Annotated in this window: 15 protein-coding genes; 12 read left to right on the top strand and 3 right to left on the bottom strand. The window is 42.0% G+C overall.

The genetic code is table 11. The features are described from left to right. Positions 1–192: 192 nt before the first annotated feature. Both IEO70_RS03515 and IEO70_RS03510 read right to left on the bottom strand, forming a co-directional pair. The gene (locus IEO70_RS03515) at positions 193–1,062 is read right to left on the bottom strand and encodes an aldo/keto reductase (protein ID WP_190996968.1); all 870 of its coding nucleotides are present in this window, start codon (positions 1,060–1,062) and stop codon (positions 193–195) included. A 173-nt stretch (positions 1,063–1,235) separates the two neighbouring features. Further along, positions 1,236–1,562 carry a hypothetical protein gene (locus tag IEO70_RS03510; RefSeq protein ID WP_190996967.1) on the bottom strand — a complete coding sequence of 109 codons (327 nt, stop codon included), beginning with the start codon at positions 1,560–1,562 and terminating at the stop codon, positions 1,236–1,238. A gap of 136 nt (positions 1,563–1,698) precedes the next feature. On the opposite strand from IEO70_RS03510, the gene IEO70_RS03505 reads away from it, so the two are divergent. From IEO70_RS03505 to IEO70_RS03495, 3 genes are all read left to right on the top strand, one after another. Further along, on the top strand, positions 1,699–2,355 hold the full coding sequence (locus IEO70_RS03505) for an NUDIX hydrolase (protein WP_190996966.1): 657 nt from the start codon (positions 1,699–1,701) through the stop codon (positions 2,353–2,355). A gap of 178 nt (positions 2,356–2,533) precedes the next feature. Continuing rightward, entirely contained in the window at positions 2,534–2,884 is a 351-nt protein-coding gene (locus tag IEO70_RS03500) for a hypothetical protein (protein ID WP_190996965.1), read from the top strand. Positions 2,885–2,985: 101 nt separating this feature from the next. After that, entirely contained in the window at positions 2,986–3,636 is a 651-nt protein-coding gene (locus IEO70_RS03495; protein WP_190996964.1) for a hypothetical protein, read from the top strand. Between the two features lie 192 nt (positions 3,637–3,828). Here IEO70_RS03495 and moaC read toward each other — a convergent pair whose 3' ends face one another. Beyond that, on the bottom strand, positions 3,829–4,326 hold the full coding sequence (gene moaC, locus IEO70_RS03490) for a cyclic pyranopterin monophosphate synthase MoaC (RefSeq protein WP_190996963.1): 498 nt from the start codon (positions 4,324–4,326) through the stop codon (positions 3,829–3,831). Between the two features lie 239 nt (positions 4,327–4,565). On the opposite strand from moaC, the gene IEO70_RS03485 reads away from it, so the two are divergent. The 9 genes from IEO70_RS03485 to IEO70_RS03445 all read left to right on the top strand — a co-directional run bounded on the left by IEO70_RS03485 (position 4,566) and on the right by IEO70_RS03445 (position 15,513). Next, positions 4,566–5,438 (top strand): FAD binding domain-containing protein, encoded by an 873-nt coding sequence (locus IEO70_RS03485; RefSeq protein WP_190996962.1) that lies wholly within the window; start codon positions 4,566–4,568, stop codon positions 5,436–5,438. Then, entirely contained in the window at positions 5,425–7,686 is a 2,262-nt protein-coding gene (gene pucD, locus IEO70_RS03480; RefSeq protein ID WP_190996961.1) for a xanthine dehydrogenase subunit D, read from the top strand. Before IEO70_RS03485 ends, pucD begins: the two co-directional genes overlap by 14 nt. Continuing rightward, on the top strand, positions 7,677–8,192 hold the full coding sequence (locus tag IEO70_RS03475; protein ID WP_190996960.1) for a (2Fe-2S)-binding protein: 516 nt from the start codon (positions 7,677–7,679) through the stop codon (positions 8,190–8,192). The genes pucD and IEO70_RS03475 overlap by 10 nt, the downstream gene beginning before the upstream one ends. A 3-nt stretch (positions 8,193–8,195) precedes the next feature. Beyond that, the gene (locus tag IEO70_RS03470) at positions 8,196–9,734 is read left to right on the top strand and encodes an ABC transporter ATP-binding protein (protein WP_328820857.1); all 1,539 of its coding nucleotides are present in this window, start codon (positions 8,196–8,198) and stop codon (positions 9,732–9,734) included. Then, a complete protein-coding gene (locus IEO70_RS03465) occupies positions 9,731–10,834 on the top strand; it encodes an ABC transporter permease (RefSeq protein ID WP_190996959.1) in 1,104 nt (367 codons plus the stop codon). The genes IEO70_RS03470 and IEO70_RS03465 overlap by 4 nt, the downstream gene beginning before the upstream one ends. A gap of 12 nt (positions 10,835–10,846) precedes the next feature. Next, positions 10,847–11,776, top strand: coding sequence for an ABC transporter permease (locus IEO70_RS03460; protein WP_190996958.1), 930 nt, complete (start codon positions 10,847–10,849; stop codon positions 11,774–11,776). 32 nt (positions 11,777–11,808) lie between these two features. Beyond that, positions 11,809–12,933 carry a BMP family ABC transporter substrate-binding protein gene (locus tag IEO70_RS03455; protein ID WP_235973479.1) on the top strand — a complete coding sequence of 375 codons (1,125 nt, stop codon included), beginning with the start codon at positions 11,809–11,811 and terminating at the stop codon, positions 12,931–12,933. A gap of 14 nt (positions 12,934–12,947) precedes the next feature. After that, positions 12,948–13,931: an aromatic ring-hydroxylating dioxygenase subunit alpha gene (locus IEO70_RS03450; protein ID WP_190996957.1), complete on the top strand. Its 984-nt coding sequence runs from the start codon at positions 12,948–12,950 to the stop codon at positions 13,929–13,931. Positions 13,932–14,388: 457 nt separating this feature from the next. Next, entirely contained in the window at positions 14,389–15,513 is a 1,125-nt protein-coding gene (locus IEO70_RS03445) for a YcjF family protein (protein ID WP_190996956.1), read from the top strand. Positions 15,514–16,035 lie beyond the last annotated feature (522 nt).

Genomic DNA, 16,035 nt, shown 5'->3' with positions numbered 1-16,035 from the left:
CGGGCGGATGTTTTAATCTTTATTGGAGCTGATTATAATGGGATATCTGATGCCAAGAGATAAGTTTGATTTCGAACGAGTCCGTAAAAATTCACTAGAGAATAAGTGAGAAATTTATTATCGCAATTGACGATCATCAATGTCCAGTTTAAAAAGAAAAGGCCTGGGGAAAACCAAAGCGATTCTTGCTAATTAAATATTAAATTTAGTGCCGGATAGCATTTTCACAACTTCTGGGTCGCGGTGAGAGAGGAAGCAGTTGCTGTTTGTATCAAGAGCATGAATTTTTTCCATATCCGTATCGCTCAGTTCGAAGTCGAAAATGTTGAAGTTTTCGACAATACGTTCTTTGTGAACAGATTTTGGAATGACAATGACGCCTCTTTGTGTTAACCAACGCAGCACAACTTGTGCGACGGATTTGTTGTATTTGTTGGCAATAGAAAGCAATGTTTCATTTTCAAATAAATGATTGCGACCTTCCGTTAAAGGTGCCCATGATTCGATTTGGACATTATATTCTTTCATCACTTTATTCGCTTCGATTTGCTGGCAGAACGGATGTGTTTCGACTTGGTTGACAGCTGGAACGACCTGATTGTGAATGATTAAGTCAATGAGACGGTCGCTTTCAAAATTGCTGACGCCGATCGCTTTAATTTTTCCTTCATGGTACAGCTCCTCCATTGCGCGCCAAGAGCCGTAAACATCGCCGAATGGCTGGTGAATCAAATATAAGTCGATATATTTAAGCTGCAAACGGTTCAATGACTTCTCGAATGCTTTTTTTGCTTTTTCATAGCCTGTATCTTGAATCCACAATTTTGTCGTCACAAATAATTCATCACGCGGTACACCGCTTCGTTTAATCGCACGGCCAACTGCTTCTTCATTTTGATAAGCAGCAGCGGTATCAATTAAACGGTAACCTGTCATTAAGGCATCATAAACGCTTTGCTCGCAAACAGCCGGATCATCTATTTGATAGACGCCGAACCCGATTATCGGCATTTTTATTCCGTTGTTTAAGACCACTTTCTCATTCACTAATAGTTTTTGCATCTGTTTTCCTCCATTCTAATAGACTCGAAATATTCATTACCCTCATTTTTAAAAAACTAATCTTTTGCAATAAAGCGAAGAAGCTATAAAGGGTTTAATGCCTTTATAGCTTCACTCATTTTTCAGCTTGTTTCTATGTATATTTGCCAGTTCACAACCTAAACAATCCTTCATCAAGTCAAAAAATAATCCTTATAATAGTAGAAAGTTATGCCGATTGCAACGACAGTATAAGCGATAGCTGTCAGAAATGCTGTATTAAATCGGAATGAGAATTTCTCATTTTTTATTTTCCAATTCATTGTTTCAGCTTGGGCAAGAGTGTCAGCATGTTTTGCTGTATACCCGCCCTTAGATGTAAAATACCAAATCAATACACTGACAGTCAGACCGACTACAAATGAGAAATCCACGAAATGAGTATCGGTAACAGAACTGATACCGAAATTAAGGGCTATCAAAAAGACTAGTGTAGCTAGTATAGTGAGAAATTGTTTCATTAGTTACCCTCCTTGTATATCTTTATATTACCATAAAAAGAATTATTTTCATTTTCTGAATTAATAGAAAGAAATCTTTATCCTGCAGTATGATTAATGGTACGATTAAAATAAAACATTGAGGTGGGAATTTTTCATGTTCCTGGATAAATTAAAAGGTCAGCTAAGTAAACATCAAGGATTATTTATTGGGGAAGACACGGCATTTCGGTCAGCTGTTTTAATTCCGTTAGTGCAAGTCGAGGGTGAATGGCATATTTTGTTCGAGGTTCGTGCATTGAAAATGAGAAAGCAACCGGGCGATATCAGTTTCCCAGGAGGACGAATTGATGCAACGGATGTCTCTCCGTTAGCTGCGGCATTACGTGAAACTTCAGAAGAATTGAAGATTGATGAAAAGACGATTCAAGTAATTGGACAACTAAGTCCGTATATAGCCTCGCCATCATTTGTCATCTATCCGTTTGTTGGGGTGATTGAAGGGGATCAGTTTTTGAGAGATTACAGTAAGGATGAAGTGGAAGAATTGTTCACAGTTCCTGTCAAATGGCTGCTGAATCACGAGCCATACTTGCATCATGTAAACATTACGCCTGAGCCATCACCGGACTTTCCTTTCGATAAAATCATGAACGGCACTGAATACCAATGGCGCGCGCGATCGATGGAGGAATGGTTTTTCGAATACGGGCAGTATACGATTTGGGGCCTGACAGCGAGGATATTGAAGCATTTTATTACAATATTGAAAAAAGGGGATTTTTTAGATTTAGGGGATAGTGTCTGTTCATGAACAATGAGTGATAAAATAGCAAACTGAATATTGAAGCATGAGTATAGGACGGTGACTCTAACTCTAACAGAGTCTCGTCCTTTTCTTTTATTTTACTAAAAATGTAGTCAATTCGGAATTTTTCCAATCTCTAAAATCATATACTGTAATAAAAATAAGAGATTTGAGGAGATGTTGGATGGAATATTATATGAGAATGGCCAATCTATTAGCGGAAAATCTATATGGATTTATAGATTTTGTGGAGAATAATTGGGAGAACAAAACTGCCCTCATTACAGATCAAGATAAATGGTACCAAGTGAAGCTGTTTATCGATGAGTATAAGCTTCGTGTCATTGCAGATGAATTGGAGCGCATTAACCGCTTTTGCTGGAATGAATCATATACGACCTTACTCGTAAATGATTTGGAAAAAGCTCTGCAAGTCATTAATGAATTCGTTGCAAGAAATGAAAACGATTTGTTTTTTATGACGGCGAGGCTGCATACGTTAAACAATCTTTCTTCTTTACTTAAATCATTTTAAATAATCTATATAGCTGTCACATTAGTCGTTCAGCTATATGGGAATTATTGTGCTAATTAGATAATTAAAACCTTACATAGTTATGGATTTGAGGGGAAAATATGAAAAAGACATTGTTTGCGATTGGGCTTACATGTTTACTGTTAGCTGGCTGTGCCGAAAGTGTATCGGAAGATAATACAAATAAGGATTCTTTGCAGGAAACAGTTGATACACAGGCGGAACAAATAAAAGAATATGAAGCTGAAATTGCAGAACAAAAGGAAGAGATTGAACAGTTGAAAGAAGAAGCCGGCAGTTCAGAAGGTACAGAATCAGATAGCAATTCTGAAGAAGGAAGCATAGACATAGCGAAAACAGAAGATTATATCGTTCTTTTCCAAGGGGATGACACTGCAAGTTATGTATACCCGACAATCCAGCCTTATGATAAAGAAAAAGATTTAGTAGAAACAATTCATAGTTTTGTTACAAAAGGATATGATATTGGTTTAAACAGCTACCGATTTGAAGATGACAATAAATTGTTGGTACTTGATTATGATGAAAACGCAACAAAAGTTCAAGGTTCAGCAGGTACTTATATTTTCTTAAATGCAATGACAGAAAGTTATTTTGCGAATTTCCCGGACTTGCTGGGCATTAAGCTGCTGATGAACGGAAATGGTACAGAGGAAGTAATCGGGCAATCAGGAAACAATGAGATTTTCGTCCGTGAGCCATTTACGTACGAGCCGGATATTGAGTTTTAATAAATATTAAGATTAAAAGGAAACCTGATTTTCGCGGGTTTCCTTTTTTACTTATTCAACTCGTTCAACTAAATTAAGTAGCTCTTAAGAACTCCAACTTCGCTAACTAAAACTTCATCCTCTTCCAACAGCTGATAAATTTTTTTCATATTGCTTGCTGCAAATGAAAACCCGAAATTTTAGCATTCCAAATCATAAAGTCTTCTCCACGAAAAAATCCCCATTCTTACCGCCTGTTTTCTTAACCAGCATCGTGGGACCAATTACCATCTGTTTATCGAGTGCTTTGCACATATCGTAAATCGTCAGTGCCGCAGCTGAAACAGCTGTCAGTGCCTCCATTTCCACGCCTGTCGAACCCTTCGTTTTCACTTCAGCTTCTATTACTATTGCATACTCGCTCTTCAGCTCATCAATCTTCCACTCAAAGCTGATATTGACGCCTGTCAGAGCAATCGGATGGCACATTGGGATTATGTTTGACGTTTGTTTGGCAGCCATGATCCCTGCTACTTGAGCGACAGCGAGCACGTCACCTTTTTTATTGGTGCCGTCAATAATTTGCTGATAGATTGCTTGATTGGTTGAGATCGAGGATTTGGCGACAGCTGTCCGAATTGATTCGGCTTTATCTGAAATGTCGACCATTTTTGCCCGTCCTTGTCCGTTGAAATGCGTGAATTGACCCATATGTAAAAAAATCCTCCCTAATCGCAAGTGATAATTTCATTATAATGGATGGTGGCTGAAAAAGGAAAATGTGATATTATCTAACATCATTTTTGTTTATTTTAACTAAAGAAGATAAGAAGTTAGTGCAAAATACACAATGACAATAAAAGGATAAATTGTTATCATGTTACTTAATATTACATAAAATGTAAGGATAATTACCGTATTAAAAGTTTACAAGAAGGAGGTTAATCGAGATGATTCAGCATAATGAAGCTTCCGCGTTACAATCTACACAAGTATGGATGCCTACCTCCATTGAAACTGCCATTGAACAAATGAGCAGACTCGGTAGTGAGGCGCGATATATTTCCGGCGGAACATTGCTGCAAATTCAATGGGAAAGCGGGCATCGTATTCCGCGCCATTTAATTAGTCTTGAGCTCATTCCTTCATTAAAAGAAATTAAGGTGGCAGAAGAAGGTCTATTAAAGATTGGCGCTTTAACGACATTGGCACAGTGTCGCAAACACTCGACCATTCAAACAGCGCAGCCGATTTTATCGCAGGCTGTCCAATCGATCGCAGCACCGGCTGTTCGATCTCGTGCGACAATCGGCGGCAATATCATGGGGGGAATCGGCGATCTTATTCCGTTATTGCTGGCGCTGAATGCAAAGCTTCTCGTTCAAGGAGAAGAAATCGAAATATCAAACTGGTTGAAAAGCCCCGTTAAAAATCAGCTTCTGACGCACATTTTGTTACCGGCTACGAAAGAGTCGTCCTTCTTTAAAAAAATTGGCAGACGCGAATCATTCACGGCAGCGATTGTGACAGTTGCCGGCACAATAACGAAAACAGATCTTGGAACCATTGATGATATCAGGCTTGCGGCAGGAGGCGGCGACAATAAGCCGATCCTTTTAGATGAAACCGAGCCGATTATAAGAGGGAAACGAATAGAAGAAATCGATTGGAAAGCGGTTTTTGCATCAATTTACAGCGAATTCAAAGCAGCTTCTGATGATTTTGTTTCTGCCGATTATCGTCAAAAGGCAGCGGCTAATCTTATTATTTCTGAGCTGAAAAATCTTTTGCGAAAAGGAGGGACTGTAAATGAACTTCAATAAGACGGAAGAACGGGGAAGAATTAGACCGGACGGCGTTTCGAAGGTGACGGGGGGACTATTCTATTTAACAGATTTTACTTTCCCGAACATGCTGTATGGAAAAGTGCTGAGAAGTTCGTTTCCTCATGCGAAAATCATCTCAATTCAAACAGAGAAAGCAGAGCTGCTGCCGGGTGTGGAGGCAGTTGTTACTTATAAAGATGTGCCGGGGATGAATCGTTTCGGTATTGTCATGCCCGATCAGCCGGTACTTTGCGAAGAGAAAGTGCGCTATGTTGGTGATGCAATCGCGGCGGTTGCCGCAGACACTCTTGAGATTGCTGAGCAGGCGGTCAAACTGATTGAAGTTGAGTATGTGCAGCTGCCGGTTGTCGATTGTCCGGAACAAGCGTTGCTTTCGGATACAGTAAAGCTCCACCCGGGCGGTAATGTGCTTCATCGTGCCGGTTATCAAAATGGAGATGTTGAGGCGGCGTTTGCGCAATGTGACGTCATCGTCGAAGAGACGTATGAGCTTCCAAGGCAAATGCATGCTTACATGGAAACGGAGGGTGGTGTGATTGTGCCTGAAGATGACGGCGGAATAACTGTCTATGCCGGCACGCAGCACGGTTTCAAAGACCGTTTCCAATTGTCACGAATTTTAGGGCTGCCGGAGAGTAAGATACGAATCATTTCCAGTCCGATGGGCGGTTCATTCGGGGGTAAAGATGAATTGAATATTCAACCGTACGGAGCATTGCTTGCACTTGCGAGCGGCTGTCCGGTGAAAATACACAATTCCAGAACGGAATCGATTGATGCAGGATTGAAACGACATCCGATGAAAATTACGATGAAAACCGGAACGGATGCATCGGGGAAAATTTTAGCCCATAAAACGCGGATTATTGCCGATACTGGTGCTTATGCGACATTAGGTCCTGCTGTTTTAGATTTTGCGGTTGAGCATGCGGCAGGTCCGTATATCATTCCGAATATCGAGACGGAAGGGGTGTCTGTTTTCACAAATAACGGTGTTGCAGGCGAGTTCCGCGGATTCGGCGGCAATCAAGTTACTTTTGCTTTGGAAGGCCAAATGGACCGCCTCGCTTCCGTCCTGCAAATCGACCCGCTTGAATTAAGAAAAATCAATTTGCGAAGCGCAACTGATTTAGGGCCTTTAGGTCAACGGATCGCTCCGACGAACGGAGCAGCTGACGTCCTGCACTTCCTGCAAACTAAATCGGCGGGCAAACAATCTCAGGAAGCTTCCGATCAATGGAAGAAAACCGGCACCGGATATGCGATTTCAATGCATGGCGGAGGTTTAGGATTCGGACGATTGGACGCAGCCGGGGGTAGACTGTCATTCAATAAAAACGGTAAAATTGAAATTTCCTTTGGGTTCGAAGAGTGTGGCCAAGGGCTTCTTTCAGTTATTGAAAATATTATTGTCGAGGAAATCGGCTGCAGAAAGGAAGATATTCAAATTGTCATCGGCGACACAGAACTCGTGCCGATGTCCGGTTCATCAACCGCATCGCGGGGCACGAGCATGGTATGGCATTCCGTACAGTGGATGAAAGCGCCTTTTAAAAATAAGCTGTGCCGTAATGCTTCATCGCTTTTAGGTATCTCAGTGGCAGAGCTGTATGTCGGTCCCGGAGGCATCTGGCAAGAAAATAACGATGAAGGGCCTGTCATTACATTTGAACAATTGTCTTCAAAACTGGTGGAAGATTGCACCGTATTGACGAGCTTTCATTTTCCGACAACCCCGGATGCAATCACAGGCGGGCATTTTTTATATTCTTTCGGCGGCATAAGAGCTGATGTGGAAGTCGATCTGCTGACGGGAAAGGTGAAAGTGACTTCGCTTGACCATGTGATTGCGGCAGGACCAGTTGTCAGTCCGAACGGTTACCGAGGACAAATAGAAGGAGGCGGCATCATGTCGCTCGGCTATACATTAATGGAAGAAGCAAAAATGATTGACGGCAAATATGCTGTACGCAATTTTGATTCGTACTTAATCCCGACGATTGCCGATACTCCATTTGAAACGAATGTGTTCGCTATTGAAGAGCTGTATGAGGACGATCAATTCGGTCCGAGGGGCGTCGGAGAAATCGGCACTATCTCGATAACACCGGCAATCGTAAGCGCCATTCATAATGCAATCGGCTATTGGGTTCAAAAACTTCCGGTCTCATCGGAGGAAATTTTGCAAGTAGTAGAACGAAAGGGGATGATTGAATGGATGTGAAAAATGGTGAGCTGCAAAACTTTTTATATGTGAACGACCGGCAAAAAATGACCCTTTATATAAATGTCAATCGTGTGCAGTACGAATTGCAGGTGCACCCGACTGAAAAACTTGTTGACTTGTTACGGGATAAATTGTATTTGACTGGCACGAAGGTTTCGTGCGGAATCGGGAGGTGCGGTGCTTGTTCAGTGCTTGTCGACGGAGAACTTGCTAATGCTTGCCTGCTGATGGCTTTTCAGGTAAACAACAAAAAAATTACGACAATCGAAGGGGTTGCAGGAACTCAGCTTGATGAAGTGCAGGAAGCTTTTTTGCAGGAAGGCGGCTTTCAATGCGGCTACTGCACGTCTGGTATGGTTATTGCGGCAAAAGCACTGCTTAATGAAAATGCGTCACCGGGCGAATGTGACATTAAAGAAGCTTTGTCCGGCAATTTATGCCGCTGCACCGGCTACGGAGGTATTATACGAGCGGTGCAATGTTTAGCCAATAAAGAACAATAGGAGGTGAAGTCTTTGACTTATGCGGTAGAAATGACGGATATTGTCAAAAAGTTCGGTGAAGTGACAGCGAGTGATCATGTCAATTTTGCCGTAAAGAAAGGCGAGATTCATGCGCTGCTGGGGGAAAACGGTGCAGGGAAAAGCACAATCATGAGCATGCTTGCTGGCGTATACAAAGCGGACAGCGGCACGATTGCGATTAACGGAGTTCCTTGTTATATTCGCTCGCCGAAGGAATCGATGGCGCTCGGAATCGGGATGGTGCATCAAAACTTTAAGCTCGTAGAAACTTTGACCGCGATTGAAAATATTATTTTAGGTCGTAAAGGACGCATCTGGCACGGTACGGCTTGGATGAAAAAAATGAAAGCAGAGATCGAAAATATTGCCGAAACATATGGTCTCAGTTTTCCTGGTTCAGTCCCGGTTTGGCAGCTATCTGTCGGGGAGCAGCAACGGGTGGAAATCATCAAAACATTGTATCGCGGCGCAGATATTATCATCTTTGATGAGCCGACCTCTGTTTTGACGCCCGGTGAGGTTGAGCAGCTGTTCGCAACGATGCGGGAGCTGAAGAGGCATGGCAAAACGATGATTATTACGACACACAAATTAAAAGAAGTAATGGCAATTGCTGACCGTATCTCTGTTATGCGCAAAGGAAAAATGATTGCGCAGATGAATTGTGAAGAAACGTCTGTGCAAGAGCTTGCGCAGTTAATGGTTGGGCATGAGGTGTCTTCAGCGATTCATATCGAACAAATCGACATCGGCAAACCGATTTTGCAGATAGAAGCGCTGGTTGTGAAAAATGAGCATCGGCTGAATGCTGTCGACTGTGTCGATTTCACGATCCACGAGCATGAAATCGTCGGCATTGCCGGTGTTGCCGGAAACGGACAAAAAGAACTGGCAGAAGCGCTGACAGGATTGATTCCATGGTCTTCAGGCGAAGTGATATTTAACGGAGAATATTTGGAATCGCCGAGCGTTAAAGCCTTGATTGACAAAGGTATCGCTCATATCCCTGAAAACCGTATGAAAAGCGGTTTGGCAGGAAGCTTGGGAGTCGTTGAAAACTTGTTGTTAAAGTCTTATCGCAGTAAGGGACGAGTTAAATATGGTGTCCTTAATAAGAAGAAAAATGAACATTGGGCTAAGAGTCTGGTGAGTAGCTTTGATGTGCGAACACCTGATTTGCAAAGCCCTGTTGGTCAGCTCTCAGGAGGTAACCAGCAAAAGCTTCTATTTGCGAGAGAAATTGATTTGGAGCCGAAGCTGATGATTGCTGTTCATCCGACACAGGGACTTGATGTCGCGGCAACGGAGGCGGTGCATAAAATGCTGCTTGAGCGACGCAGTGCAGGCAGCGGTGTCTTGCTGATATCTGAAGACTTGGACGAAGTGATACAATTGTCAGATCGCATTCTTGTTTTATTTAACGGCAAAATCAATGGCGAGCTTGCCAGAGGAGAAGCCGATAAGGAGAGAATCGGACAATTGATGGCAGGGTTGAGCGTCCGGGAAGGGGTGGCGCAATGAATCAGAAAACGTCGTACGAACAGCCGGAGTCCCCGAAAGGATTAGCTTTCATCCCTTTTAAACTGGAATATGACGCACATAAAAAGACAGGCAGTTTTTTTGTACCGCTTCTCTCGATTGCTGCCGCGCTCGTAATATGCGCCATTTTCATCGCCGTGAACGGAATGAATCCGCTCACTGTTTATGGGAAGATGGTCCAAGGCGCTTTCGGCTCAAGCTTCGGTTTTAGCGAAACGCTCGTGAAGGCAACCCCGCTTTTGCTTTGTGCGCTCGGCATTTCTATTGCGTATCGCATTTCTGTTTATAACATTGGCGCAGAAGGGCAATTCATTTTAGGGGCAATCGGCGCGACTTCGATTACGATTTTCATGCCGAACTTGCCGGGTGCGCTGTACATCCCGCTCATGATGCTTGCCGGTGTGGCAGCAGGTGCGGTTTGGGGCTTGTTCACAGCCATCCCGCGTACATATTTTCAAGTGAACGAACTGATTACATCTTTAATGTTAAACTACGTGGCACTTTTACTTCTTGATTATCTCGTCTTTGAACCATGGCGCGACCCCGAAGGATTTAATTTCCCGGGAACGCCAATTTTCAATCCATTCCAAATGCTATCCAACATCGGCAGTACCCGACTCCATATCGGCTTAATCTTTGCGTTAATTGCAGTTGTTATTTTTGCTTTTCTGCTTGCGAAAACGCGATGGGGCTATGAACTTAAGCTATTGGGAGCGAACCCGATCGCCGCTAAAAATGCCGGTATCAAAATCAACAAACATATTTTAATAGTCATGATGCTGAGCGGCGGATTAGCGGGCTTCGCGGGAGCGATTGAAGTATCAGGCGTGGCTCACCGCCTCATGTACGGCATTTCGCCAGGCTATGGCTATACAGCAATTATCGTCGCGTGGCTTGCCAAACTAAATCCGTTTGCGATGCTTGTCACATCTGTATTAATTGGAGGATTGATTGTCGGCGGGTACAGCGTCCAAACAATCGGATTGCCTTCTTCATTTTCATTGATGCTGCAGGGAGCGATTCTCTTCTGCTTGATTGGCGGTGATATGATTAGCAAATTTCGAATCAGAAGAAAAGTTTAAAGGAGGGTGGTTATGGATTCGATTGCGCTAGTGGCTGCCGCAGCCATATCAGGCGGCACTCCGTTATTATTCGCGATACTGGGCGGTATTTTAAATGAAAAAGCAGGCATCATCAACCTCGGCACCGAAGGCATCATGCTTGTCGGGGCTGTCATGTCGTGTATTGTCTTTCTGAAAACGGAGAACTTGGCCCTTACCTTGCTTGTTTCGCTTCTGGCAGCAGGTGGCTTAGGTCTTATCCATGCATTTTTGACGATTACTCTGCGGGCAAATCAAATTGTCAGCGGCTTGGCGATTACACTATTTGGAACAGGATTGAGCGCCTATTTAGGAAGATCGATTGCTGGCGTGGCTTTACCGGTAACCATCCCGAAGCTGGAACTTGGCTTTCTGGAAAATGTTCCGATAATCGGGACTGTGTTTTCCAATTTAGATGTATTTATATGGATCAGCATTGTACTGGCCGTATTTTTATATTTGTACATGTACAAAACATCGTGGGGTCTTCATTTGAAGGCAGTCGGTGATAATCCGTCAACATCGGATGTAATGGGCATTTCCGTTCTGAAGGTCCGTTACCTGCATGTCATCGCCGGCTCAATGCTGATGGGGATGGCCGGCTATTACTTAATCATGGTATATTCGCCGAACTGGATTGAAGGCATGACTTCAGGCAGAGGCTGGATTGCGATCGCGCTCATCATTTTTGCCCGTTGGAATCCGTTGTACGCCTTGCTATGTGCCTATTTCTTTGGTGGGCTCGACGCGCTCGGCTTCCGCATTCAATTATTTGAGTTAGGGATTCCATCTTATTTCCTGAAGATGATTCCATATATTGCGACAATTGTCGTGCTGATGTTTGTCGGCTGGAAAAATCGCAACAAACCATCAATCGAGCCGCAATCATTAGGAGTGCCGTATTTCCGTGAGCAAAGGTTTTAAATGAATTTGAACAATGAAAAGGGGGATTTATATTGAAAAAGAAATTGTTCTCGGTATTGGTAATGATGTTTTTGCTCGTAATGGCGGCATGTTCGCAAGGAACTTCCAAGTCTGAATCTGAGGAAAAAGAGCCGGAGAAAGATGTATCGGTCGAAGAAAAGGAAGAAAAGCCGAGAGTAGGTTTTGTTTATATCGGCACTCCTGGTGATGGCGGTTGGACATTCGAGCATGACAAAGGCCGACAATTGGTTGATGAAACATTCAGCATTAAAAGTACGACTGTGGAAAATGTTCCCGAAGGTCCCGATGCGGAGCGTGTCATCGAGGAACTAGCGCAAAATCACGATATTATTTTTACAACTAGCTTCGGTTATATGGATCCGACTATCAATGTCGCAAAGAAGTATCCTGACGTGGTATTCATGCATGCTACCGGCTATAAAACAGCTGAAAATGTCGGCATCTACCAGGCAAAAGGCTATGAATCAGGCTACTTATCTGGTTTAGCGGCCGGTGCCATCACAAAAAACAATAAAATCGGCTACGTTGGCGCATTCCCGATTCCAGAAGTTATTTATACGATTAACGCCTTCACATTGGCAGCGCAAAGTGTCAATCCGGATATTGAAGTGTCAGTATTGTGGAGTAACACATGGTATGATCCGACAGCAGAAAGACAGGCAGCTGTCAGCTTACTTGATGAAGGTATTGATATTTTAGCGAATTATCAAGATTCTCCTGCCGGCATTCAAGCAGCAGCTGAGCGCGGGGTGTGGGGAATGGGTAATGACTCCGACATGAACAAGTATGCGCCGGATACGTATATTACAAATCCTGTTTTAAACTGGGGAGAATTTTATGTGCAAACCGTTCAAAGTGTGATTGACGGAACTTGGGAGCCAGAAGCTCATTTATGGGGGCTGAAAGAGGATATGGCTGACATTGCGCCTTTTGGTAAAAGTGTTCCGAAAGAAGTACAAGACGCTGTTGAAGCGAAACGTCAAGAAATTATCGACGGCAAACTCGAAGTATTCGCAGGTCCGATTTATGATCAAAAGGGCGAGCTGAGAGTTCCAGAAGGCGAGAGCATGACAGTCGAAGAAATTTTGGCAATGAACTGGTTTGTAAAAGGCATTAAAGGAACCATCCCAGAATAAAAGGAGGACGCTAGATGATTGTAAAAGATCCTGTTTTGCTCCATCAATGGCATCCAGTCATGATTTCTAATGATTTGAAGGCAAATCCGAAGTCAGTGGAAGTTCTTGGTGAAAAAGTCGTCGTCTTTCGCACAACAAAGGGCATTCATGCTTTTAAAGATTTGTGCATTCATCGAGGAGTGCCATTATCACTTGGAACAGTTGTTGATGATGAAATTGTCTGCCCGTATCACGGTTGGACGTATAATGCTTGCGGGGTATGCACGCGCATCCCTGCTCTGCCGAAAAATCAGGCTATCCCGTCCAAAGCAAAGGTGACAGCTTACTATTGTACAGAAGCATACGGTCTTGTTTGGGTCTCGTTAACGAAGCCTGAGCAAGACATCCCGCTAATTGGCGATGAAAAACTGGACGACCTGGCATTGGCGAGAGTGTTGATGGGACCATACGATGTCGAGGCAGCCGGTCCGAGAGTAATCGAAAACTTCCTCGATGTCTCTCATCTCATGTTCGTCCATGAAGGATTGCTAGGCGACACGCAATATGCCGAAATAAACGACTACCGCGTCCATAACGAAAACGGCATTCTCGTCACCGATGAGATCGACGTGTACCAGCCCGATCCTGACGGAAGAGGCTACCCCGTCATTTCTAAATACACATACAAAGTGTACAGTCCGCTCACTGTCTCACTGATGAAAATAACCGAGGAGTCCAATGATTTTTTTAAACTGTTCCTGATCGTCCTTCCTGTAAACGAACAAAAAAGCATAGCCTTTATGATTATGGAACGAAACTACGCACTCGACGACGACCCGCAAGTATTCATCGATTTCCAAAACACACTACTAGAACAAGACAAAATCATAGTCGAAAACCAAAAGCCTGAACTGCTGCCGCTCGATTTGCAGGCGGAACTGCATCTTGTTTGCGATCGGTTGAGTATTGCTTATCGGAAGATGTTGCGGGAGAGTGGGGTTACGTTTGGGACAGCTTGATTGAAAGGTTTGGAGGTGACTCCAAGCCTTTTTTATGTTTTGGGATATAAGGTGATATATATATAAATTATTGAAGAGCTTTTAGGTAGATTACATTGCTGAACCAATCTTTAATGAATGGTGATAAGAGTATAACTGAACTTAATGGTTCGACCCCGAACACCGGTATCATTTGATTAATTCATGCCAAGATTAATCGCTAGAGAAAGCTCACAAATATTGTTAAATCAGCGTTTGTGGGCTTTTTTGTTTTTAGAGTACAAGATAGAAAACGATAGGATTTGGTATCGTTTTACACAAATTTTACACAGAAAAAGTGTTGTTAAGGAGTAAGATTAGTAAAATTTATGTTAATCTGTTTGTTTGCTAAATTATGTTATGGTTGTGGTTACTGTATTATACCAACTGGGTATAACTAAAGAAGTGGAGTATTATTATAAATATTTGAGGTGTTATTATGGCTACTCAAACGGCTTCTGATATTATTGACGATATTTTTAATAAAACTAGGGAAGAAATTAATAAGTTAATGCCAGTTAATATTATGATTATTGGCAAAACAGGTATAGGAAAAAGTACTTTAATAAATAATGTTTTTAGAGAAAATCTAGCAGAAACCGGTATTGGACAACCAGTAACTAAACGCTTGAGAAAGATTACAAAAAGTGGAATACCCCTATGCATATATGATACTAAAGGCTTAGAGTTGAAAGGTGAAGTTCAAGAAGAAATTATTAATGAAATTAATAGTAAAATAGATGAACTATATCTAAATCAAGATGAAAAAGAATATATACATGCAATATGGTATTGTATAAATTCAAATTCAAACCGAATTGAAGAAATAGAAATAGAATTAATTAATACACTTGCAACAAAGGTACCAGTAATTCTTGTTTTGACACAAAGTTATGGTGAAGGAGCTTTTGAATTTAAGAAAGTCATTGAAGAATTGAATCTTAATTTAAAGGCAGTTCAAACAGTGTTAGCTGAGCCATTCAAAATAACTAAAGATATATCTATTCCTTCATATGGGCTAAAAGAGTTAGTTGGAAAAACATATGAGATTTTACCCGAAGGAGTAAAAAAGTCTTTTAATAATGCTCAGAAAGTTGATATTGAAGGAAAAGTAAAAGAGGCAAGGATTTGGTCAACTAGTTATATTGCTGGTAGTTTTGGGGCTGGTTTTACCCCGATTCCATTTTCAGACGCTGCAATATTAGTACCTATGCAAGTAGGAATGTTAGCTCACATAACAGCAATATTTGGGGTTTCTTTAGACAAAGCGTTACTAAGTGGAATTGTGGCTTCAATTGGGGGCAGTGGGGGAGCTACATTCTTGGGAAGATATATCGTTTCAAATTTACTTAAACTAATTCCGGGAGTCGGTACTGTTGCAGGGGGAGTAATTAGTGGTTCTACTGCGTCAATATTAACGACTGCCTTAGCTTTTTCTTATATAGAAGTAATGGCAAGGGTAGCTGCAGCAGAGTATCAAGGTAAATGTTACGATAATGAACAAATTGCTGAAATGATGAAAGCAATGTATGAAGATAACATTAGAAATGAGAAAAATTTATAATCATGACTATGATAAAAGCTATATCCTTTAATTCAAGTGGATATAGCTTTTATTGCTAGACATGAAAACTCAGCAAATCATTTGATGCTCTTACTTCATCATGTTTTTAATTGTATGCCATTGGTAATCATGCAGATTCAACACATATATTTTAATAGAAAGAAGAAGCCAAAAAGAAGTGACTTAAAGACAGTCGAATGGTTAGACATGATATATACTGGCGATGAGACAATCAAGACACCGAAATCAGTAGAACAAAGCTTAATTGGGTACACGATTCTAAATTGTGTTTTTTAGTCAATCAAAAGAATCAGCAAATAGCCATCCATCCAATCGGTAATTCTTTTATTCCCAAAAAATATGGCGCAACTTGGAAGATACACTCCATTAATATCCCAACACAATATTTTGAACAAGTGATTTCTCCTGAATCCCCAGGTAAGTGGAAATATGGCTACCACGACAATAAGATACTAGTATTACAAAAGGGGGGAATGATGTGATTGATAAAAGACAATCATT

It is taken from the genome of Peribacillus faecalis, from assembly GCF_014712675.1.
GTDB lineage: Bacteria > Bacillota > Bacilli > Bacillales > DSM-1321 > Bacillus_AD > Bacillus_AD faecalis.
This window is presented reverse-complemented; position numbering and strand designations above follow the sequence as displayed.